Genomic DNA, 14,296 nt, shown 5'->3' with positions numbered 1-14,296 from the left:
TTGAGCCGCTGGTCGCCCTGCTCGGACTCCGGAGCCTCCCCGATCACCCGGCACGCGGTCGAGGCCGCCGGGACGGGTGTCCCGGCGGCCTCGATCTCCCGCTCAGCCGATCACAACGGCACGTTGCCGTGCTTCCTCGCCGGGGTGCGGCGGCGCTTGTCGCGCAGCATCGCCAACCCGCGCCGGACCGCCGCGCGCGTCTGCGCCGGGTCGATCACGTCGTCCACCAGACCGCGCTCGGCCGCGTAGTACGGGTGCGCCAGCTCGTCGGTGTACCGGGTGACGAGCACCTGCCGCAGCTCGTCCGGGTCCGCGGCGGCGGCCAGCTCCTTGCGGTGGATGACGTTCACCGCCGCCTCCGCGCCCATCACCGCGATCTCGTTGGTCGGCCACGCCAGCGACAGGTCGCAGCCGATCGACCTGGAGTCCATCACGATGTACGCCCCGCCGTACGCCTTGCGCAGGATCACCTGCACCCGGGGCACCGAAGCCTCGCAGTAGGCGTACAGCAGCTTGGCGCCGTGCCGGATCGCGCCGCCGTACTCCTGGTCCGTGCCCGGCAGGAAGCCCGGCACGTCCACCAGCGTCACCAGCGGGATGTTGAACGCGTCGCAGAACCGCACGAACCGGGCCGCCTTCTGCGACGCCGCGGTGTCCAGCACGCCCGCCAGCACCAGCGGCTGGTTGCCGACCACGCCGACGACCTCGCCGCCGACCCGGGCCAGCGCGCACACCACGTTGGCCGCCCAGCCCTCGTGGACCTCCAGGAAGTCGCCGTCGTCCACGACCTCGCCGATCACGGCCCGGATGTCGTAGGGCCGGCTCGTCTCCACCGGCACGAGCGAGGCCAGCTCCGGCCGCACGTCGTCGTCCTCCGGCGGTTCGCACGGCGGTGGCGGCTCCAGGTTGTTCGACGGCAGCAGCGACAGCAGGTGCCGCACGTCGGCCAGGCAGCTCTCCTCGTCGTCGTGCACGAACGACGCCACGCCCGACAGGGAGCCGTGCACGTCGGCGCCGCCGAGCTGGTCGTGCGTCACCTGCTCGCCGCTGACCGCCTTCACCACGTCCGGCCCGGTCAGGTACAGCTGCGCGGTCTCGCGCACCATGAACGTGAAGTCGGCCAGCGCGGGCGAGTACGCCGCGCCACCCGCGCACGGGCCCAGCACCACGCTGATCTGCGGGATGATGCCGGAGGCTTCGACCTGGCGGCGGAAGATGCCGCCGTAACCGTTGAGCGCCATCACCCCTTCCTGGATGCGCGCGCCACCGCTGTCGTTCAACGCGACGACGGGCGACCCGGTGGCCACGGCCATGTCCAGCACCTTGTGGATCTTCTCGGCGTGGCCCGCGCCCAGCGATCCGCCGGAGATGGTGAAGTCCTGCGCGTAGACGAACACCCGGCGCCCGTCCACCGTGCCGGAGCCCGCGACCACGCCGTCGGTGTGCGCGCCGGTGGTGCCCCGCCGGTACATGTCGACCTCGACGAACGAGCCCTCGTCCAGCAGCAGCTCCAGCCGCTCGCGGGCGGTCCGCTTGCCCAGCCGGTGCTGGCGCTCCACCGCGACCCGGTCGCCCAACCCGATGCGGCCGGCCAGTTCGTCACGCCGGTCGCGCAGCGCCCGCATGGTGCGCGGCGGCGGCGACGTCGGGCGCGCGGCGGGCCGGAGGTCCATCTCGGAAATGCTCATCGTGGCCCTTCGCTCGTCTCGACCTGCCGGAACCCTCCGTCGAAGAACAGCAACCCCTCCCGGCCGTCGCCGCGACCGGCGCGCAGCACCCGGCCGAAGAACACGGTGTGGTCGCCCGCCTCGTGCACGTCGGCCAGCTCGCACTCCAGCCACGCCAGCGAGTCGGCCAGCACCGGCGCGCCGGTGACCGGCCCGGCCGTCCAGTCGACCCGGTCGAACTGGGCGGGGCCCAGGGGCCGGTCGCGGGCGGCGAACCAACGGGCGCTGGCCTCCTGGTCACCGCTCAGCACGGAGGTGGCGAAGTGCCCCGCCGCGGTGATCGCGCCGTGCATGGCGGCCGTGCGCGCGACGCAGCACAGCACCAGCGGCGGGTCCAGCGACACGGAGCTGAAGGCGTTGGCGGTCATCCCGTGCATGTGCTCGCCACCGACGGTCAGCACGACGACGCCGGTGGCGAAGCGGGCGAGCGTGGAGCGCATCTCGGTCGGGGACACCCCGGTCAGCTCGGGTGCCAGTTCCATCGCACACGTCCTTCCCGCGAACAGGGCGCGGACCGCGCCGGACGACGCGGTCCGCGCGGGCGGCTCAGCCCTGGATGTCCTCGACGCTGTCGGCGACCGGGCGGTCGATCGCCATGATCCACTTGCCGTCCTCGCCGCGCACCAGCACGTCGGTGCACTTGCCGAGGATGCGCTGCTTGGCGCCGTCCTCCTTGGTGATCTCCAGGTCGTACTCCACGATGATCAGCGACGTGTCGCCCGCCGTGAAGTTGGCCTTGACCTTGGACTTCAGCTTCGGCTTGGTCGCCAGCAGCGCGACGATGGCCTCGGTGCGCGCCTGGCCGTTGAGCGGTCCGCCGGACAGGTTGGAAATCGAGTCGTCCCGGTACAGGCTGTCGAAGATCGCGCCCTGACCCGAGTTGAACGCGGCCAGGAAAACGTCGTTCTGGGTATCGGGGTCGTCGGTCAGGTCAAGGTTCTGCAAGTCGATCTGGGCGGTCATAGGGAGAGTCCTCGCTTTCCTCACGGATTCCGCTTGGCCCACCGAACACGCTAATGGCTGCCGCGTGCCCGACCGCTCACCGAGGAATAACTGGCCGCTCATTTGGCAATCAGCCGCGCATTTCCGGTCGAAATGCGCCGACGACCCGCGCGCCGGTTGGCGCGCGGGTCGTCGGGGTGGTGGGACCGGTGGTCAGCCGCGGTCTTCGCGGAGCAGGTCGGCGGCTCGTTCGGCGATCATCACGGCGTGGGCGTGGGTGTGGCCGCGCGGCGCCGCGGGGATCACCGACGCGTCGACCACGCGCAACCCCGGCACGCCGCGCACCCGCAGCCGTTCGTCGACCACGTCGCCCATCCGGCACGAGCCGACCGGGTGGAACACGGTGCTCGCGCGCTCCCGGACGTAGTCGGCCACCCCGGCGCCGGCGGGCCACGGCGCGACCGGCCCGTCGTGCAGGTCGCCCAGCGCCGCCGCGGCGAGGATGCGTTCGGCGAACCGCACCCCGGCGACGTACGTGCGCACGTCGGCTTCCGCGGTGAGGTAGCCGGGGTCGATGAGCGGCGGCACGGCCGGGTCCGCCGACGCCAGGGTGAGCCGTCCCCGGCTCTCCGGGCGCAGCAGCACCACGCCCACGGTGTAGCCGGGGATGAACTCGCCCTCCTCGGAGAACGCCATCGGCGACCAGATCAGCTCCAGGTCCGGCGGCCCGTCGCCGCCGTCGGCGCGCAGGAACGCGACCGCCTCGGCGATGTTCGAGCTCAGCGGCCCGGTGCGGTCGCGCTCGTACCGCTCGCGGCCGTCCTCCAGGAAGCGGGTGGCGCCCGGCGCGTGCACGGCCAGGTCGAGGATCATGTGGTCGTGCAGCCCGCGACCCACGCCGGGCAGGTCCACCCGGGGGGTGACGCCCGCCGCGCGCAGCTCGTCCGCCGGTCCGATCCCGGACAGCAGCAGGAGGTGCGGCGACCCGACCGCGCCCGCGCACAGCACGACCTCGCGGCGCGCGTTGAGGGCCCGGTCCGCCAGTCGCACGCCGACGGCCCGGCCTCCCGCGTCGAGCACGACCCGCTCGGCCTGCCGCCCGCTGAGCACGGTCAGGTTCGACCGGCCCAGCGCGGGCTTGAGGTAGCCGTCGGCCGAACTCCACCGGACGCCCTCGCGCTGGGTCACGGGCGTGAGCGCGCACCCGGTGTTGTCGGGCCCGCTCAGCCCGCCCTCGACGGGCTTGAGACCCACCTCCGCGCACGCGTCGAGGAACCTCGCGCTGCTCGGGTCCGGGTCGCGCTGCGGTGAGATCCACAGCGGCCCGGCGGCGCCGAACCCGGGACCGGCCTCGCGCTCACCCGCCCAGCGCTCGGCCCGCCGGAAGTACGGCCGCACGTGGTCCCACGACCAGGACGGGTGCCAGTCCTCGAAGTCGGCCGCGTGGCCGGGCACCCACATCTGGAAGTTGGTGGCCGACGAGCCGCCGTGCACCCGGCCGCGCGGCCACGGCACCTCCCGCCCGCCCAGACCGGGCTGCGGCGCGGTGGTGAAGTCCCAGTCGACCTCCGACCCGAACAGCTCCAGCGCGCCCAGCGGGACCGCGATGCCCGGGTGGTCGTCCGGGCCGCCCGCCTCCACCAGGGCGACGGTGACGGCAGGGTCCTCGGACAGCCGCGCCGCGACCGCGCTGCCCGCCGAACCCGCGCCGACCACGACGTAGTCGAACTCCTCCGCTTCCACCACGGCAACTCCTCCCACGAGCGGTCCGACGCGTCAGCGCAGCACGCGGCGCGTCACTTGGTCCGCGGCCACCAGGCCGGACTCCATCGCCCCTTCCACGTAGCCGCTCCAGCCGGAGGCGATGTCGCTGGTGGCGAACGAGATCCGGCCCTGCGGCTGCTGAACCGCGCGCAGCAGGCCGGTCAGCTGCCGGGGCCGCCGGAACGACCAGCCGCCCAGGGCGAAGCGGTCGCCGCCCCAGTTGTGGCCCTTCACCGACAGCACCCTGGCGTCGGGCACGATCAGCCGGACCGCCTCCTGCACCTGTGCGGCGTTGTTCACGTCGAGCCGCGGGTCGCCGCTGAACCCGATCATCAACCAGCCCCGGGACGTCTGCTTGTACGGCAGCAGCGTGTCGACGGGGTAGTCGCCTTCCGGGGCGTGCACGTAGGTGTTGCCGATCGAGGAGGCCACGTGCATCCACAGCTTCTTCGCGTTCGGCACGCCGATCGTCTCGCGCGACGCCTGCAGCTTGGCCGCCGACAGGCCGGGCGCGAACTCGATGGTGCGCCACACGTTCACCGGGACGGCCACGACCACGGCCGCCGCCGTGTGCACGGCTCCCGCGACGGTGCGCACGGTGACCTGCCCGCCGTTGTCGGCGATCGACCTGACCGGCGAGTTCAGCCGCACCTCCGCCCGCGACTCGGCCAGGATCGACCGCGCCAGGCCGTTCATGCCGCTGGCGGGCTTGTAGGTGTTGATGCCGTAGTACTGTTCGGCGTTGTAGTTGCACAACGCCCACCAGTGCAGGAACTGCGTGTAGGCGCCCCGCGTCGAACCGCCGCCCAGCCCGCCGGTCGCGCCGGAGAGCCACTTCTCGTCCAGCGCCGACAGCCTCATGGAATCCAGGTGCTGGCGGATCGTCAGCGCGTCCGGCGCCTGGAGCAGGTCGGCCCGCGCCAGCGGGTCGTAGGCGTTGGGGAACAGCTCGCGCGCGCGTTCGCTGAACCGCGTCAGCAGCTCGCCCTGCCGGCCGAACGCCTCCTCCGGCGAGAAGAACCCGAACCCGTTCTCCGTCGGGAAGAGCGTCCGCTCCGCACTCGCGTCGGCGACGAAGCCGATGCGCTGCGCCTCGATCTCGTTCCACACCGTGGTCTGCAACGGGTCGACCCACGTGCCGCCCAGCTCGACCTGCTCGCCCTCGAACGTGGTCGTCCACGTCCGGCCGCCGATGCGGTCCCGCGCCTCCAGCACCAGGACCCGCAGGCCCCGGCGGCCCAGTTCCCGGGCCGCGGTGACCCCGGCGAACCCGGCGCCCACGACGATCACGTCGTGGGTGGACCGGGCGCCGGGACCGGCCGCCGACGCGACGGCGGGCGGCAGGGCGCTGCCCACGACCGTGGTCGTGGCCAGCGCCTTGAGGAAGCCGCGGCGCGTAGGGCCGGCGGTCTTGACCAACTCGCTCATCTTTCTCTTTCCCCCAGTGGGATCTCTGCTACAGGAACGGGGTTTCGGGGTCGAGGCCGACCAGGACCCGCCCGTGCACCTCCAGGCCCATGTCGGGCGACATGAGGCCGTGCGTGGACAGGCCGAGCAGGTCGCGGTGGAAGCGCTGGAACGCGGCGAACTTGCTCAGCGCGGACGCGCCCGCGATGGTCTGCAGCCCTTCGACGGCCTCCTTGACCAGCAGGATCGCCGTGCCCGCCTGGCCGCGGACCGCCGCCTTCTCCTCCCACGTCGGCTGCTCGCCCGCGTCGGCGCGCCGCTGGAGCACGTCCACGTAGGACGCGGACAGCGCTTCGGCCGCGGCGATCTTGTTCGCCGCCAGCGCGACGCGGTGCTGCGTCAACGGGTGCTGCCGCTGGTCGGTCCACGACGTGTAGGCCAGGCCGCGGCCGGGCAGGCGCTCCAGGAAGACCTCCAGCGCGCCCTTGGCCATGCCGATGTAGGCGGCGACGGACTCCGCGACGACGTAGCTGATCAGGCTGTAGGCCCGACCCGGCGCCGTGGGCGTGCGGCCCGGCACGCCCTCCATCAGGGCGTCCTCGCCGGTGACGACGCGGTGCGCGGGCACGAACACGTCCTTGGCGGTGGTGGTGGAGCTGCCGGTGCCCGCGGCGGCGGACACGTGCCAGTCGTCCGCGATGGTCAGCTCCGACATGGGTACCATCGCGAACACCTCCTCCTCGGCGCCGTCGGGGTGCTCGACGATCGCGGCCAGCAGGTCCCAGTGCGCGCCGCGGCAGCCGGTGTTGAACCGCCAGGACCCGTTGAGGAGGTAGCCGCCGTCGGTGGGCGTGGCCTTCGCGGTGGGCGTGAAGCCGCCGGAGATGCGCACCGACCCGCCGGCGAAGATCTCCTCCTGCGCCTGGTCGGGGTACAGCGTGGCCATCCAGGTGCTCGACACCCAGGCCACCGACGTCCACGCCGTCGAGCCGCAGCCGCGGGCGATCTCGGTCAGCACGGCGATCTGCTCGGCCACCGGCAGGTCCAGGCCGCCGAACCGGCGCGGGACCGCCATCGAGAAGACGCCCGCCTTGTCGAGCAGGTCGACGTTCTCCTCGGGGATCCAGCGGTTCTCCTCGGCCTCCACACCGTTCTCGCGCAGCCTCGGCACGAGGTCCCGGACCGCGTCCAGCACTTCACTCATGGCTTTCCTCCCCGCTTCGGGTCAGCACTACGGGCAACGTCTCGTGGCCGTTGGAGATGAACGACCCCAACGGGCGCAGCTCGTCGGCCGGCACCGCGAGCCGCAGCCGCGGGAACCGGGCGAACAGGGCGGGCAGGCCGATCGCGGCTTCCAGGCGCGCGAGCGGTGCGCCCAGGCAGTGGTGCACGCCGTGGCCGAACGCGAGGTGGTCGCGGCGGGTGGGTCGGGTCGGGTCGAACTCGGCGGCGGTCTCGCCGTGCACCTTCCGGTCGCGCCCGGCCGCGCCGAACGCGATGACGATCGGGTCGCCCTTCGGGATGAACGCGTCGCCGAGGTCGATGTCCTCCACGGCGTAGCGCAGCGGCAGGTTCGGGAACGGCGCCTCCAGCCGCAGCGACTCCTCGACCACGTCCTCCCACGCCAGCGCGCCGTCGAGCACGGCGGCGCGCTGGGCGGGGTGGGTCAGCAGCAGGGCGATGGTCTGGTCGAGCAGGTTCACCGTCGTCTCGTGGCCCGCGGTGAACATCAGCAGGACCGTGTCGACGAGCTCGCGCTCGCTGAGGTGGCCGCCGTCCTCGTCGTGGGCCTGGATCAGGCCGGTGGTCACGTCGTCGCCGGGCCGGGTGCGCTTGATCGCGACCAGCTCGTGCATCAGCCGGTACAGCTCCAGCTCGTTGGCCTTGACCTGCTCGGGACCGGCGGAGGTGTCCATGATCTCGTGCACCGACCGCAGCAGCGGGCCGCGGATCTCGTCCGGGATGCCCAGCAGCTCCGAGATCACCCGCACCGGCAACGGGTAGGCGAACCGCTCGCGCAGGTCGACGACCTCGCCCGCGGGCGCCGCCGCGAGGTCCGCCAGCAGCTCCTCGGTGATCGCCTCGATGCGCGGGCGCATCGCCTGCGTGCGGCGGGCGGTGAACGCCTTGGCGACCAGCTTGCGCAGCCGGGTGTGCTCCGCGCCGTACGCGGTGATCATGTTGCGGTCGGCGACCCACATCGCGAGCGACCAGGTCTGGGCCAGCTCGCTCTCGCCGCCACCCCACGCGGGCCAGTGCCGGTAGGTGTCGCGGGACACCCGCGGGTCGGTGAGGAGTTGTTTGACGAGCGCGTGGTCGGTGACCCACCACGCGATCACGTCGCCGGGCAGCTCGACCCGCACGGCGCGGCCGAGCGCGCGCAGGCGCTCGGACTCGCCGTGGAGGTCGCGCCCGGCCGTGTCGATGACCGGGTAGCTCAGTCGGCTGGTCACGCGAACTTGTCCGCGTCCTGCTCGCGGAGGATCTGGCACACGTCGCGGAAGCCCGCGTCGACCTGGGCGAGTTCCTCGTCGCTGAGGTGGATCGACGGCTCGAAGCGCATCGTCTCCAGGTTGGAGGCGGTGGAGAAGATGCGGATGCGGTGCTTGCGCAGCAGGTGGCCGCCGATGACGAACGCCAGCGCCTCGTACTCGACCGCCTCGCGGATCGCCGCCGAGGCCGACTTGCCCTGGTCGTGCAGCTCGAAGCCGAGCATGAGGCCCTTGCCGCGGACCTCCTTGACGACGTCCGGGTAGTCGGCCTTGATCGCCTCCATCATGGCCTTCGCCTTCGCGCCGCGCTCCGCCGCGAGCTGGTAGGCCTTGCCGCCGTCGGCCTCCAGCATCTCCAGGAACTTCAGCGCCAGGCGGCTGGAGAAGCCGTCGCGGCCGAACGTCGAGGTGTGCATCAGCTCGAAGTCCTTGCGGTAGCGGTGCTCGTTCACCAGCACCACGCCGAGCTTCGCCAGACCGCCGCCCAGGGCCTTGGCCAGGATGATGTAGTCGGGCTTGAGGTCGATCTGGGTGCCCGCGAGGAACGTGCCGGAGCGGCCCATGCCGGACTGGATCTCGTCGGACACCAGCGGCACGCCGATGGTGTCGCACGCCTCCCGCAGGGCCCGCGCCAGCTCGCGGGTCATCGGGTAGATGCCCGCCTCGCCCAGGATCGGCTCGACCAGGAACGCCGCGAACACCGGGAAGTCGCGCTCGACCAGGTCGACCACGCCGTCCTGCACGACGACGTCCAGCAGCGCGGCCCGCTCCTCCTCGACGACCTTCGAGATCATCTCCGGGCGCTCGCGCGGGATGAACCGGGCCTGCGCGGCGAGCGACTTGAACGGGCCGCGGAACTCCTCGTTGAAGGTGAGCTGGACGCTGCTGACGAGCTTGCCGTGGAAACCGCCCTCCAGCGCGAGGAACAGCGGCGGGCGGGCCTCGGTCTCGGCGTTGCGGCGGCGCACCTCGGTGACGAGCCGGTCGAAGTCGGCGCCGCCGGCCAGCGCGGCGGCGGCCTCCGAGACGCGGGCGCCGCCCTCGACGGCGGAGCGGGCGGCCTCGATGTTGCTCTCGATGCCCGCCTTCAGCTCCTTGATCCGCATGCCGCGGTCGAGTTCGGCGTGCTTGATCGTGATTTCCACGGCCTCGGCGCCGGAATTGCCGAACAGGCCGTAGAACTTGTCCTCGGTCTTCAGCTCGCGGCGCACGATCTCGTTCAGCTTGGCCGCGAGGTTGATCGCGTAGGAGTAGCCGGAGAACTGCGCGTGCACCGGGGTCTGCTGGTCGAGCAGCCACTTGGCGTGCTCGACCAGCTCGGGGTTGTTGTGCCCGAACATCAGCGATCCGAACCCGCTGGCGGCGTCGAACACGCCGACCTCGCTGCCGTCGTCTGCCAGGTAGTACAGCGTGTTGCCTTCGGCGCGCACGTACTTCAGCGCCAGGCCGAACTCCGACAGCACTTCGACGAGGTAGGAGTCCGCGAATTCGGGCGCACCGGGAGAAGCGCTCATTTCTCACTCCGATCGACGTGAATGGTGAGGGGAGGGCCGCCCGCGGTTTCGGCGAGCGACGCTGTTCTATCGCAGGTGGGGGCGGGTGCCGGTCATCGAGGGTTCACCGGGGTCCCCGGTGAGCGGGCGATGACCGGACGATGAGCGGGCGATTACCCGGCCGCCGCCGCGGACCTCTCGCACGTGCCGGAGCGGTTCGAGAGAAGGCCGAGAGGGCGGCGCGTCAGACTGGACGGGCGGTAGGCGAACGACGGCGGGAGCACCAGCCGCCCCCCGTCGAACCAGAACAGCATGAGGAGAACCTGCAGATGACTTCGGACAACCGCGCACCGGTGACAGTGATCGGCCTGGGGTCCATGGGCTCGGCGCTCGCGAAGTCCTTCGTGGCCAAGGGCCACTCGACCACCGTCTGGAACCGCACCCCCGAGAAGGCCGACGACCTGGTCGCCTCGGGCGCCGTCCGGGCCGCCACGGTCGCCGAGGCGGTGGCCGCGAGCGACCTGGTCGTGGTGTGCGTGCTCGACTACCACGCGATGCGCGAGCTCTTCGACCCGCTCGGCGACGCGCTCGCCGGTCGCACCGTCGTCAACCTCACCTCGGGCACCCCGGAGGAGGCCCGCGAGACGGCCGGGTGGGCGGCCGGGCGCGGCGTCGACTACGTGGACGGCGCGATCATGGCCATCCCCCCGATGATCGGCTCGGACGAAGCGCTCATCTTCTACGGCGGCCCGCAGGGCGCCTACGACGCCCACGCCGAGAGCCTGGCCACGATCGCCGGCGCGGGCACCTACCTCGGCGAGGACGCGGGCCTGCCGTCGCTGTACGACGTCGCGCTGCTCGGCCTGATGTGGACGACCTGGGCGGGCTACATGCACTCGCTGGCCCTGGTGAAGTCGGAGAACGTCTCGGCCGAGGCGTTCCTGCCGTACGCGCAGGCGTGGTTCGAGCACGTGATCGCGCCCGAGGTGCCCGGCATCGCGGGCCAGGTCGACGCGGGCAGCTACCCCGACGAGGGGTCCGCGCTCGGCATGCAGGCCATCGCGATCGAGCACCTGGTGGACGCGAGCCGCGCGCAGGGCGTGGACGTCGCGCTGCCGGAATTCCTCAAGCAGCGGGCCCAGGAGGCGATCAAGCGCGGTCACGCGGGCAGCGGCTTCGGGTCGCTGTTCGAGGTGCTGCGCAAGCCCGCCGCCGAGTAGTCCCGGTCGCGGCGCACGCCCGCCGCCCGGCCGGCGGGGAGCGGGCCGGGACGGGCGGGGTCAGCTCCTCTGGTCGACCAGGGCGTGCGCCGTGACGGGGTCGAGCGCGCGACCGTGCTCGTGGTGCTCCGCGAACCCGTCGCCGAGCGCTGCGCGCAACGTGCTCTCGATCCGCGTCACGTCGCCGCGCTCGGCCTCGGGCAGCGGCGCGCCGGCGTTCTCGCGGGCGGCGGTGGCGGCGCCGAGCAGGGTGGCCGACTCGACGTGCCGACCGGCCACCGCCAGCGCGCCCGCCAGGCCCTCCAGCGCCAGCGCCAGCGACCGGGGGTCGCCGGTGGCCTTCGCCGCCGAGTACCCCTCCTGGTGCAGCGCCAGCGCGCCGGCCGCGTCACCGCGCTGCTCGGCCACGAACCCCAGCTCGGCCAGGATCAACGCCTCGCCGACGTCGCCGTCCAGCTGGCGGCACCAGTCCAGCCAGCGCCGCAGGTGCGCTTCGGCCGCGTCCAACCGGCCCTGCCTCCGCGCGCCCAGGCCCAGCCCGACCTCGGCGAACTGCTCGCCGAAGGTGAAGCTCTGCTCGGCGGCCAGCCGCATCGCCCGCTCGTGCAGCTCGCGCGCCTGGGCGTAGTCGCCCTTGAGCAGCCCGATCCGGGCCAGGCCGGACAGCTTGGTCGACACCTCCGACCACAGCCCCAGCGTCTCGGCGATGCGCAGGCCCTCCCGGTGCACGCGCACCGCGTGGTCGTAGTCACCGCGCACCTCCGCCAACGACGCCAGCGCGTCACCCGCCTGCAGCTGCCCCCAGCCGTCGCCGACGTCGCGGAACAGCGCGGCGCTCTCCTCGCCGTACTGCTGGGTCGCGTCCAGGTCGCCGCGCAGCACCGCCTGCGTCGCCAGCGCGGCCAGCGCGGCCGCCATGCCCCACCGGTCCTCCAGCGAGCGGAACTCGCCCAACGCCCGGTCGATGCGCTTCTCGCTGCTGTCCTGGTCGCCGTAGCCGATGCGGGCGAACCCGAGGAACCAGCGCGCCGTGGCCCGGCTCAGCGGGTCGGCGATCTCGTCGGCCAGCTCGTCGTAGTTCTCCAGCGGGTAGGTCGACTCGCCCGCGCGCAGGCTGAACCCCGCCTGCCACGCGAGCGCCTTGGCCCGCTCCGACGGGTCGGAAGGCCCTTCGATGGCCAACGCCGCCACGAACGCGCGCGTGGCTTCGCCGAGCCGCCCGCGCAGGAACCAGTACCAGGCCAGCGCGTTGACCGTGCGCAACGCGAGGTCCGCCCGGCCCTGGTACGCCGCGGTGTCCAGGGCGACCCGGAAGTTGGCCGCCTCGACGTCGGCCAGTTCGAGCCACCGGCGCTGGTCGGGGCCGCGCAGGTGCGCCATCACCCGCACGGCGAAGTCGGCGTGGTAGGCGGCGTGCCGGGTCCGCGTCCGATCGCTCTCCCCCGCTTCGCGCAGCCGCTCGGCGCAGTAGGCGGACACCGACTCGGGCAACCGGTACCGGCGCGCCCCGGCCACGTCCGAAGCGCTCACCAGGCTCCGGTCCACCAGCCGCGCCACCAGGTCGACCACCTCGTCCTGCTCGATGCCGTCGCCGGCGCACACCTCTTCCGCCGCGGTCAGCGGGCAGCCGCCGCTGAACGCCGAGAGCCTGCGCAGCACCACCCGCTCGCGGTTCGACAGCAGGTCCCAGCTCCAGTCGATCGCCGCCCGCAGCGTCTGCTGCCGGGCGGGCGCGCCCCGCCTGCCGACGGTCAGCAGCGAGAACCGGTCCCGCAGGCGGGCCGCGACCTCGTGCACGCCCAGCGCCCGCACGCGGGTCGCGGCCAGCTCCAGCGCGAACGGGATGCCGTCCAGCCGGCGGCAGATCGCGTGCACGCCGTCCACCGTGGACCCGTCCAGCGCGAAGTCCGGGGCCGCCGCCGTCGCGCGCGCCACGAACAGCTCCACCGCCGTGGACGCGCCGTCGGCGTCGGGCAGGGTCAGCGGCGGCACCGTCCACAGCCGCTCGCCCGCGATGCCCAGCGGCTCCTGGCTGGTGGCCAGGATGCGCACGCCGGGCGCGGCCATCAGCAGCACCTCGGCCACGTCCGCGACCCGCTCGACCACGTGCTCGCAGTTGTCCAGCACCAGCAGCAGCTGCTTGGTGCGCAACGCGTCCGCCAACCGCGTGATCAGCGCGACCGGCGGTCCCGCGCCGGTCACCTCGTCCCGCACGCCCAGCACGGTCGCCACGACCTCCACCACGCCGTCCGGCGACTCCAGCGTGGCCAGCTCGACCAGCCACACCCCGTCCGGGTAGAGGTCGGCGACCTCGGCGGCGGCGGCCAGCGCCAGCTTGGTCTTGCCGACGCCGCCGATGCCGTTGAGCGTCACCAGCCTGCTCGCGTCCAGCAGCGCGCGCACCTGCCCGATCGCCGCGTCCCGGCCGATCAGCGGCGTCATCTGCACGGGCAGGTTGGTCAGCGGGCGGGCGGCCGTCGTGATCGGGGACGGCATGGGGGTGAGCCGGAGGTCGCGCTCCAGGATCGCCTGGCGCAGCGCGACCAGCTCGGCGCTCGGCTCCAGCCCCAGCTCCCCGGACAACGTGGAGCGCAGGGCGTCGAAGCTCGCCAGGGCCTCGCTCTGCCGGCCCGCGGCGTAGAGGGCGCGCATGTGCGCGGCGCGCAGCCGTTCCCGCAGGGGGTGCCGCGCCAGCAGGTCGCCCAGCTCGCCGACCAGCAGGCCGTGCTCGCCGAGGCCCAGCATGACCTCGGCCCGGTCCTCCAGCGCGGTGAGCCGCAGCTCCTCCAGCCGCGCCACGACCGGCTGGGCGAAGTCGGCGTCGACGAAGTCCGCGAGCGCCGGACCTCGCCACTGGGCGAGGGCGTCGCCCAGCAGGGCCGCCTTGGCCCGCAGGTCGGCGCTCTCGTGGGCGGCGCCCAGCAGCGCGGCGAACCGGCGGGCGTCCACCGCGCCGGCGGTCACGTCCAGCAGGTAGCCCGGCGGGCGGGACACCACCAGCTCCCCCGCGCCCGGCTCCGCGTCGTCCAGCGCCCGGCGCAGCTGCCAGACCTTGGTGTGCAGGGCGCCGGCCAGGTTGCTCGGCGGCGAGTCGCCCCACAGCTCCTCGGCCAGGCGGTCGGCCGAGACCGCCCCGCCGCCGTGCGCCAGGAGGCACGCCAGGAGGGTGCGCGCCTTCACCCCCGGAACAGGGACGACGCGGTCGTCCTCTGTCCAGACGGTCAGGGGCCCCAGGATGCCGAAACGCACAA

The 14,296-nt window shown here is 73.2% G+C and carries 10 protein-coding genes; 1 reads left to right on the top strand and 9 read right to left on the bottom strand.

The window, feature by feature from the left end; genetic code table 11:
- Positions 1 to 110: 110 nt before the first annotated feature.
- The 8 genes from AB0F89_RS24635 to AB0F89_RS24600 all read right to left on the bottom strand — a co-directional run bounded on the left by AB0F89_RS24635 (position 111) and on the right by AB0F89_RS24600 (position 9,846).
- Positions 111 to 1,673: an acyl-CoA carboxylase subunit beta gene (locus AB0F89_RS24635; protein ID WP_367138998.1), complete on the bottom strand. Its 1,563-nt coding sequence runs from the start codon at positions 1,671 to 1,673 to the stop codon at positions 111 to 113.
- Positions 1,674 to 1,684: 11 nt separating this feature from the next.
- Entirely contained in the window at positions 1,685 to 2,209 is a 525-nt protein-coding gene (locus tag AB0F89_RS24630; RefSeq protein ID WP_367127943.1) for a flavin reductase family protein, read from the bottom strand.
- Between the two features lie 64 nt (positions 2,210 to 2,273).
- Positions 2,274 to 2,690, bottom strand: a complete 417-nt coding sequence (locus tag AB0F89_RS24625; RefSeq protein WP_367127942.1) for a nuclear transport factor 2 family protein — start codon at positions 2,688 to 2,690, stop codon at positions 2,274 to 2,276.
- A gap of 192 nt (positions 2,691 to 2,882) precedes the next feature.
- Positions 2,883 to 4,415: a GMC family oxidoreductase gene (locus AB0F89_RS24620; RefSeq protein ID WP_367127941.1), complete on the bottom strand. Its 1,533-nt coding sequence runs from the start codon at positions 4,413 to 4,415 to the stop codon at positions 2,883 to 2,885.
- 30 nt (positions 4,416 to 4,445) lie between these two features.
- The gene (locus AB0F89_RS24615; RefSeq protein ID WP_367127940.1) at positions 4,446 to 5,861 is read right to left on the bottom strand and encodes a flavin monoamine oxidase family protein; all 1,416 of its coding nucleotides are present in this window, start codon (positions 5,859 to 5,861) and stop codon (positions 4,446 to 4,448) included.
- Between the two features lie 28 nt (positions 5,862 to 5,889).
- Positions 5,890 to 7,044 (bottom strand): acyl-CoA dehydrogenase family protein, encoded by a 1,155-nt coding sequence (locus AB0F89_RS24610; protein WP_367127939.1) that lies wholly within the window; start codon positions 7,042 to 7,044, stop codon positions 5,890 to 5,892.
- The gene (locus AB0F89_RS24605) at positions 7,037 to 8,293 is read right to left on the bottom strand and encodes a cytochrome P450 (RefSeq protein ID WP_367127938.1); all 1,257 of its coding nucleotides are present in this window, start codon (positions 8,291 to 8,293) and stop codon (positions 7,037 to 7,039) included. Before AB0F89_RS24605 ends, AB0F89_RS24610 begins: the two co-directional genes overlap by 8 nt.
- Complete coding sequence (locus AB0F89_RS24600) at positions 8,290 to 9,846, bottom strand: aspartate aminotransferase family protein (protein WP_367127937.1); 1,557 nt, start codon at positions 9,844 to 9,846, stop codon at positions 8,290 to 8,292. Before AB0F89_RS24600 ends, AB0F89_RS24605 begins: the two co-directional genes overlap by 4 nt.
- 140 nt (positions 9,847 to 9,986) lie before the next feature.
- Here AB0F89_RS24600 and AB0F89_RS24595 point away from each other — a divergent pair, with 140 nt between their 5' ends.
- Positions 9,987 to 11,045 carry an NAD(P)-dependent oxidoreductase gene (locus AB0F89_RS24595; protein WP_367127936.1) on the top strand — a complete coding sequence of 353 codons (1,059 nt, stop codon included), beginning with the start codon at positions 9,987 to 9,989 and terminating at the stop codon, positions 11,043 to 11,045.
- 60 nt (positions 11,046 to 11,105) lie between these two features.
- On the opposite strand, the gene AB0F89_RS24590 is transcribed toward AB0F89_RS24595, so the two are convergent.
- Positions 11,106 to 14,294, bottom strand: coding sequence for a BTAD domain-containing putative transcriptional regulator (locus AB0F89_RS24590; protein WP_367127935.1), 3,189 nt, complete (start codon positions 14,292 to 14,294; stop codon positions 11,106 to 11,108).
- Positions 14,295 to 14,296 lie beyond the last annotated feature (2 nt).

Source organism: Saccharothrix sp. HUAS TT1 (assembly GCF_040744945.1).
Classification (GTDB): domain Bacteria; phylum Actinomycetota; class Actinomycetes; order Mycobacteriales; family Pseudonocardiaceae; genus Actinosynnema.
Note: the sequence above shows the minus strand (reverse complement) of the source record. Positions and strands in the feature narration are given on the sequence as shown.

Excerpts from the sequence above, each read along its gene's own strand:
- AB0F89_RS24635 (WP_367138998.1), bottom strand. The coding sequence starts at position 1,673 with ATGGACCTCCGGCCCGCCGCGCGCCCGACGTCGCCGCCGCCGCGCACC.
- AB0F89_RS24630 (WP_367127943.1), bottom strand. The coding sequence starts at position 2,209 with ATGGAACTGGCACCCGAGCTGACCGGGGTGTCCCCGACCGAGATGCGC.
- AB0F89_RS24625 (WP_367127942.1), bottom strand. The coding sequence starts at position 2,690 with ATGACCGCCCAGATCGACTTGCAGAACCTTGACCTGACCGACGACCCC.
- AB0F89_RS24615 (WP_367127940.1), bottom strand. The coding sequence starts at position 5,861 with ATGAGCGAGTTGGTCAAGACCGCCGGCCCTACGCGCCGCGGCTTCCTC.
- AB0F89_RS24610 (WP_367127939.1), bottom strand. The coding sequence starts at position 7,044 with ATGAGTGAAGTGCTGGACGCGGTCCGGGACCTCGTGCCGAGGCTGCGC.
- AB0F89_RS24600 (WP_367127937.1), bottom strand. The coding sequence starts at position 9,846 with ATGAGCGCTTCTCCCGGTGCGCCCGAATTCGCGGACTCCTACCTCGTC.
- AB0F89_RS24595 (WP_367127936.1), top strand. The coding sequence starts at position 9,987 with ATGAGCGGGCGATTACCCGGCCGCCGCCGCGGACCTCTCGCACGTGCC.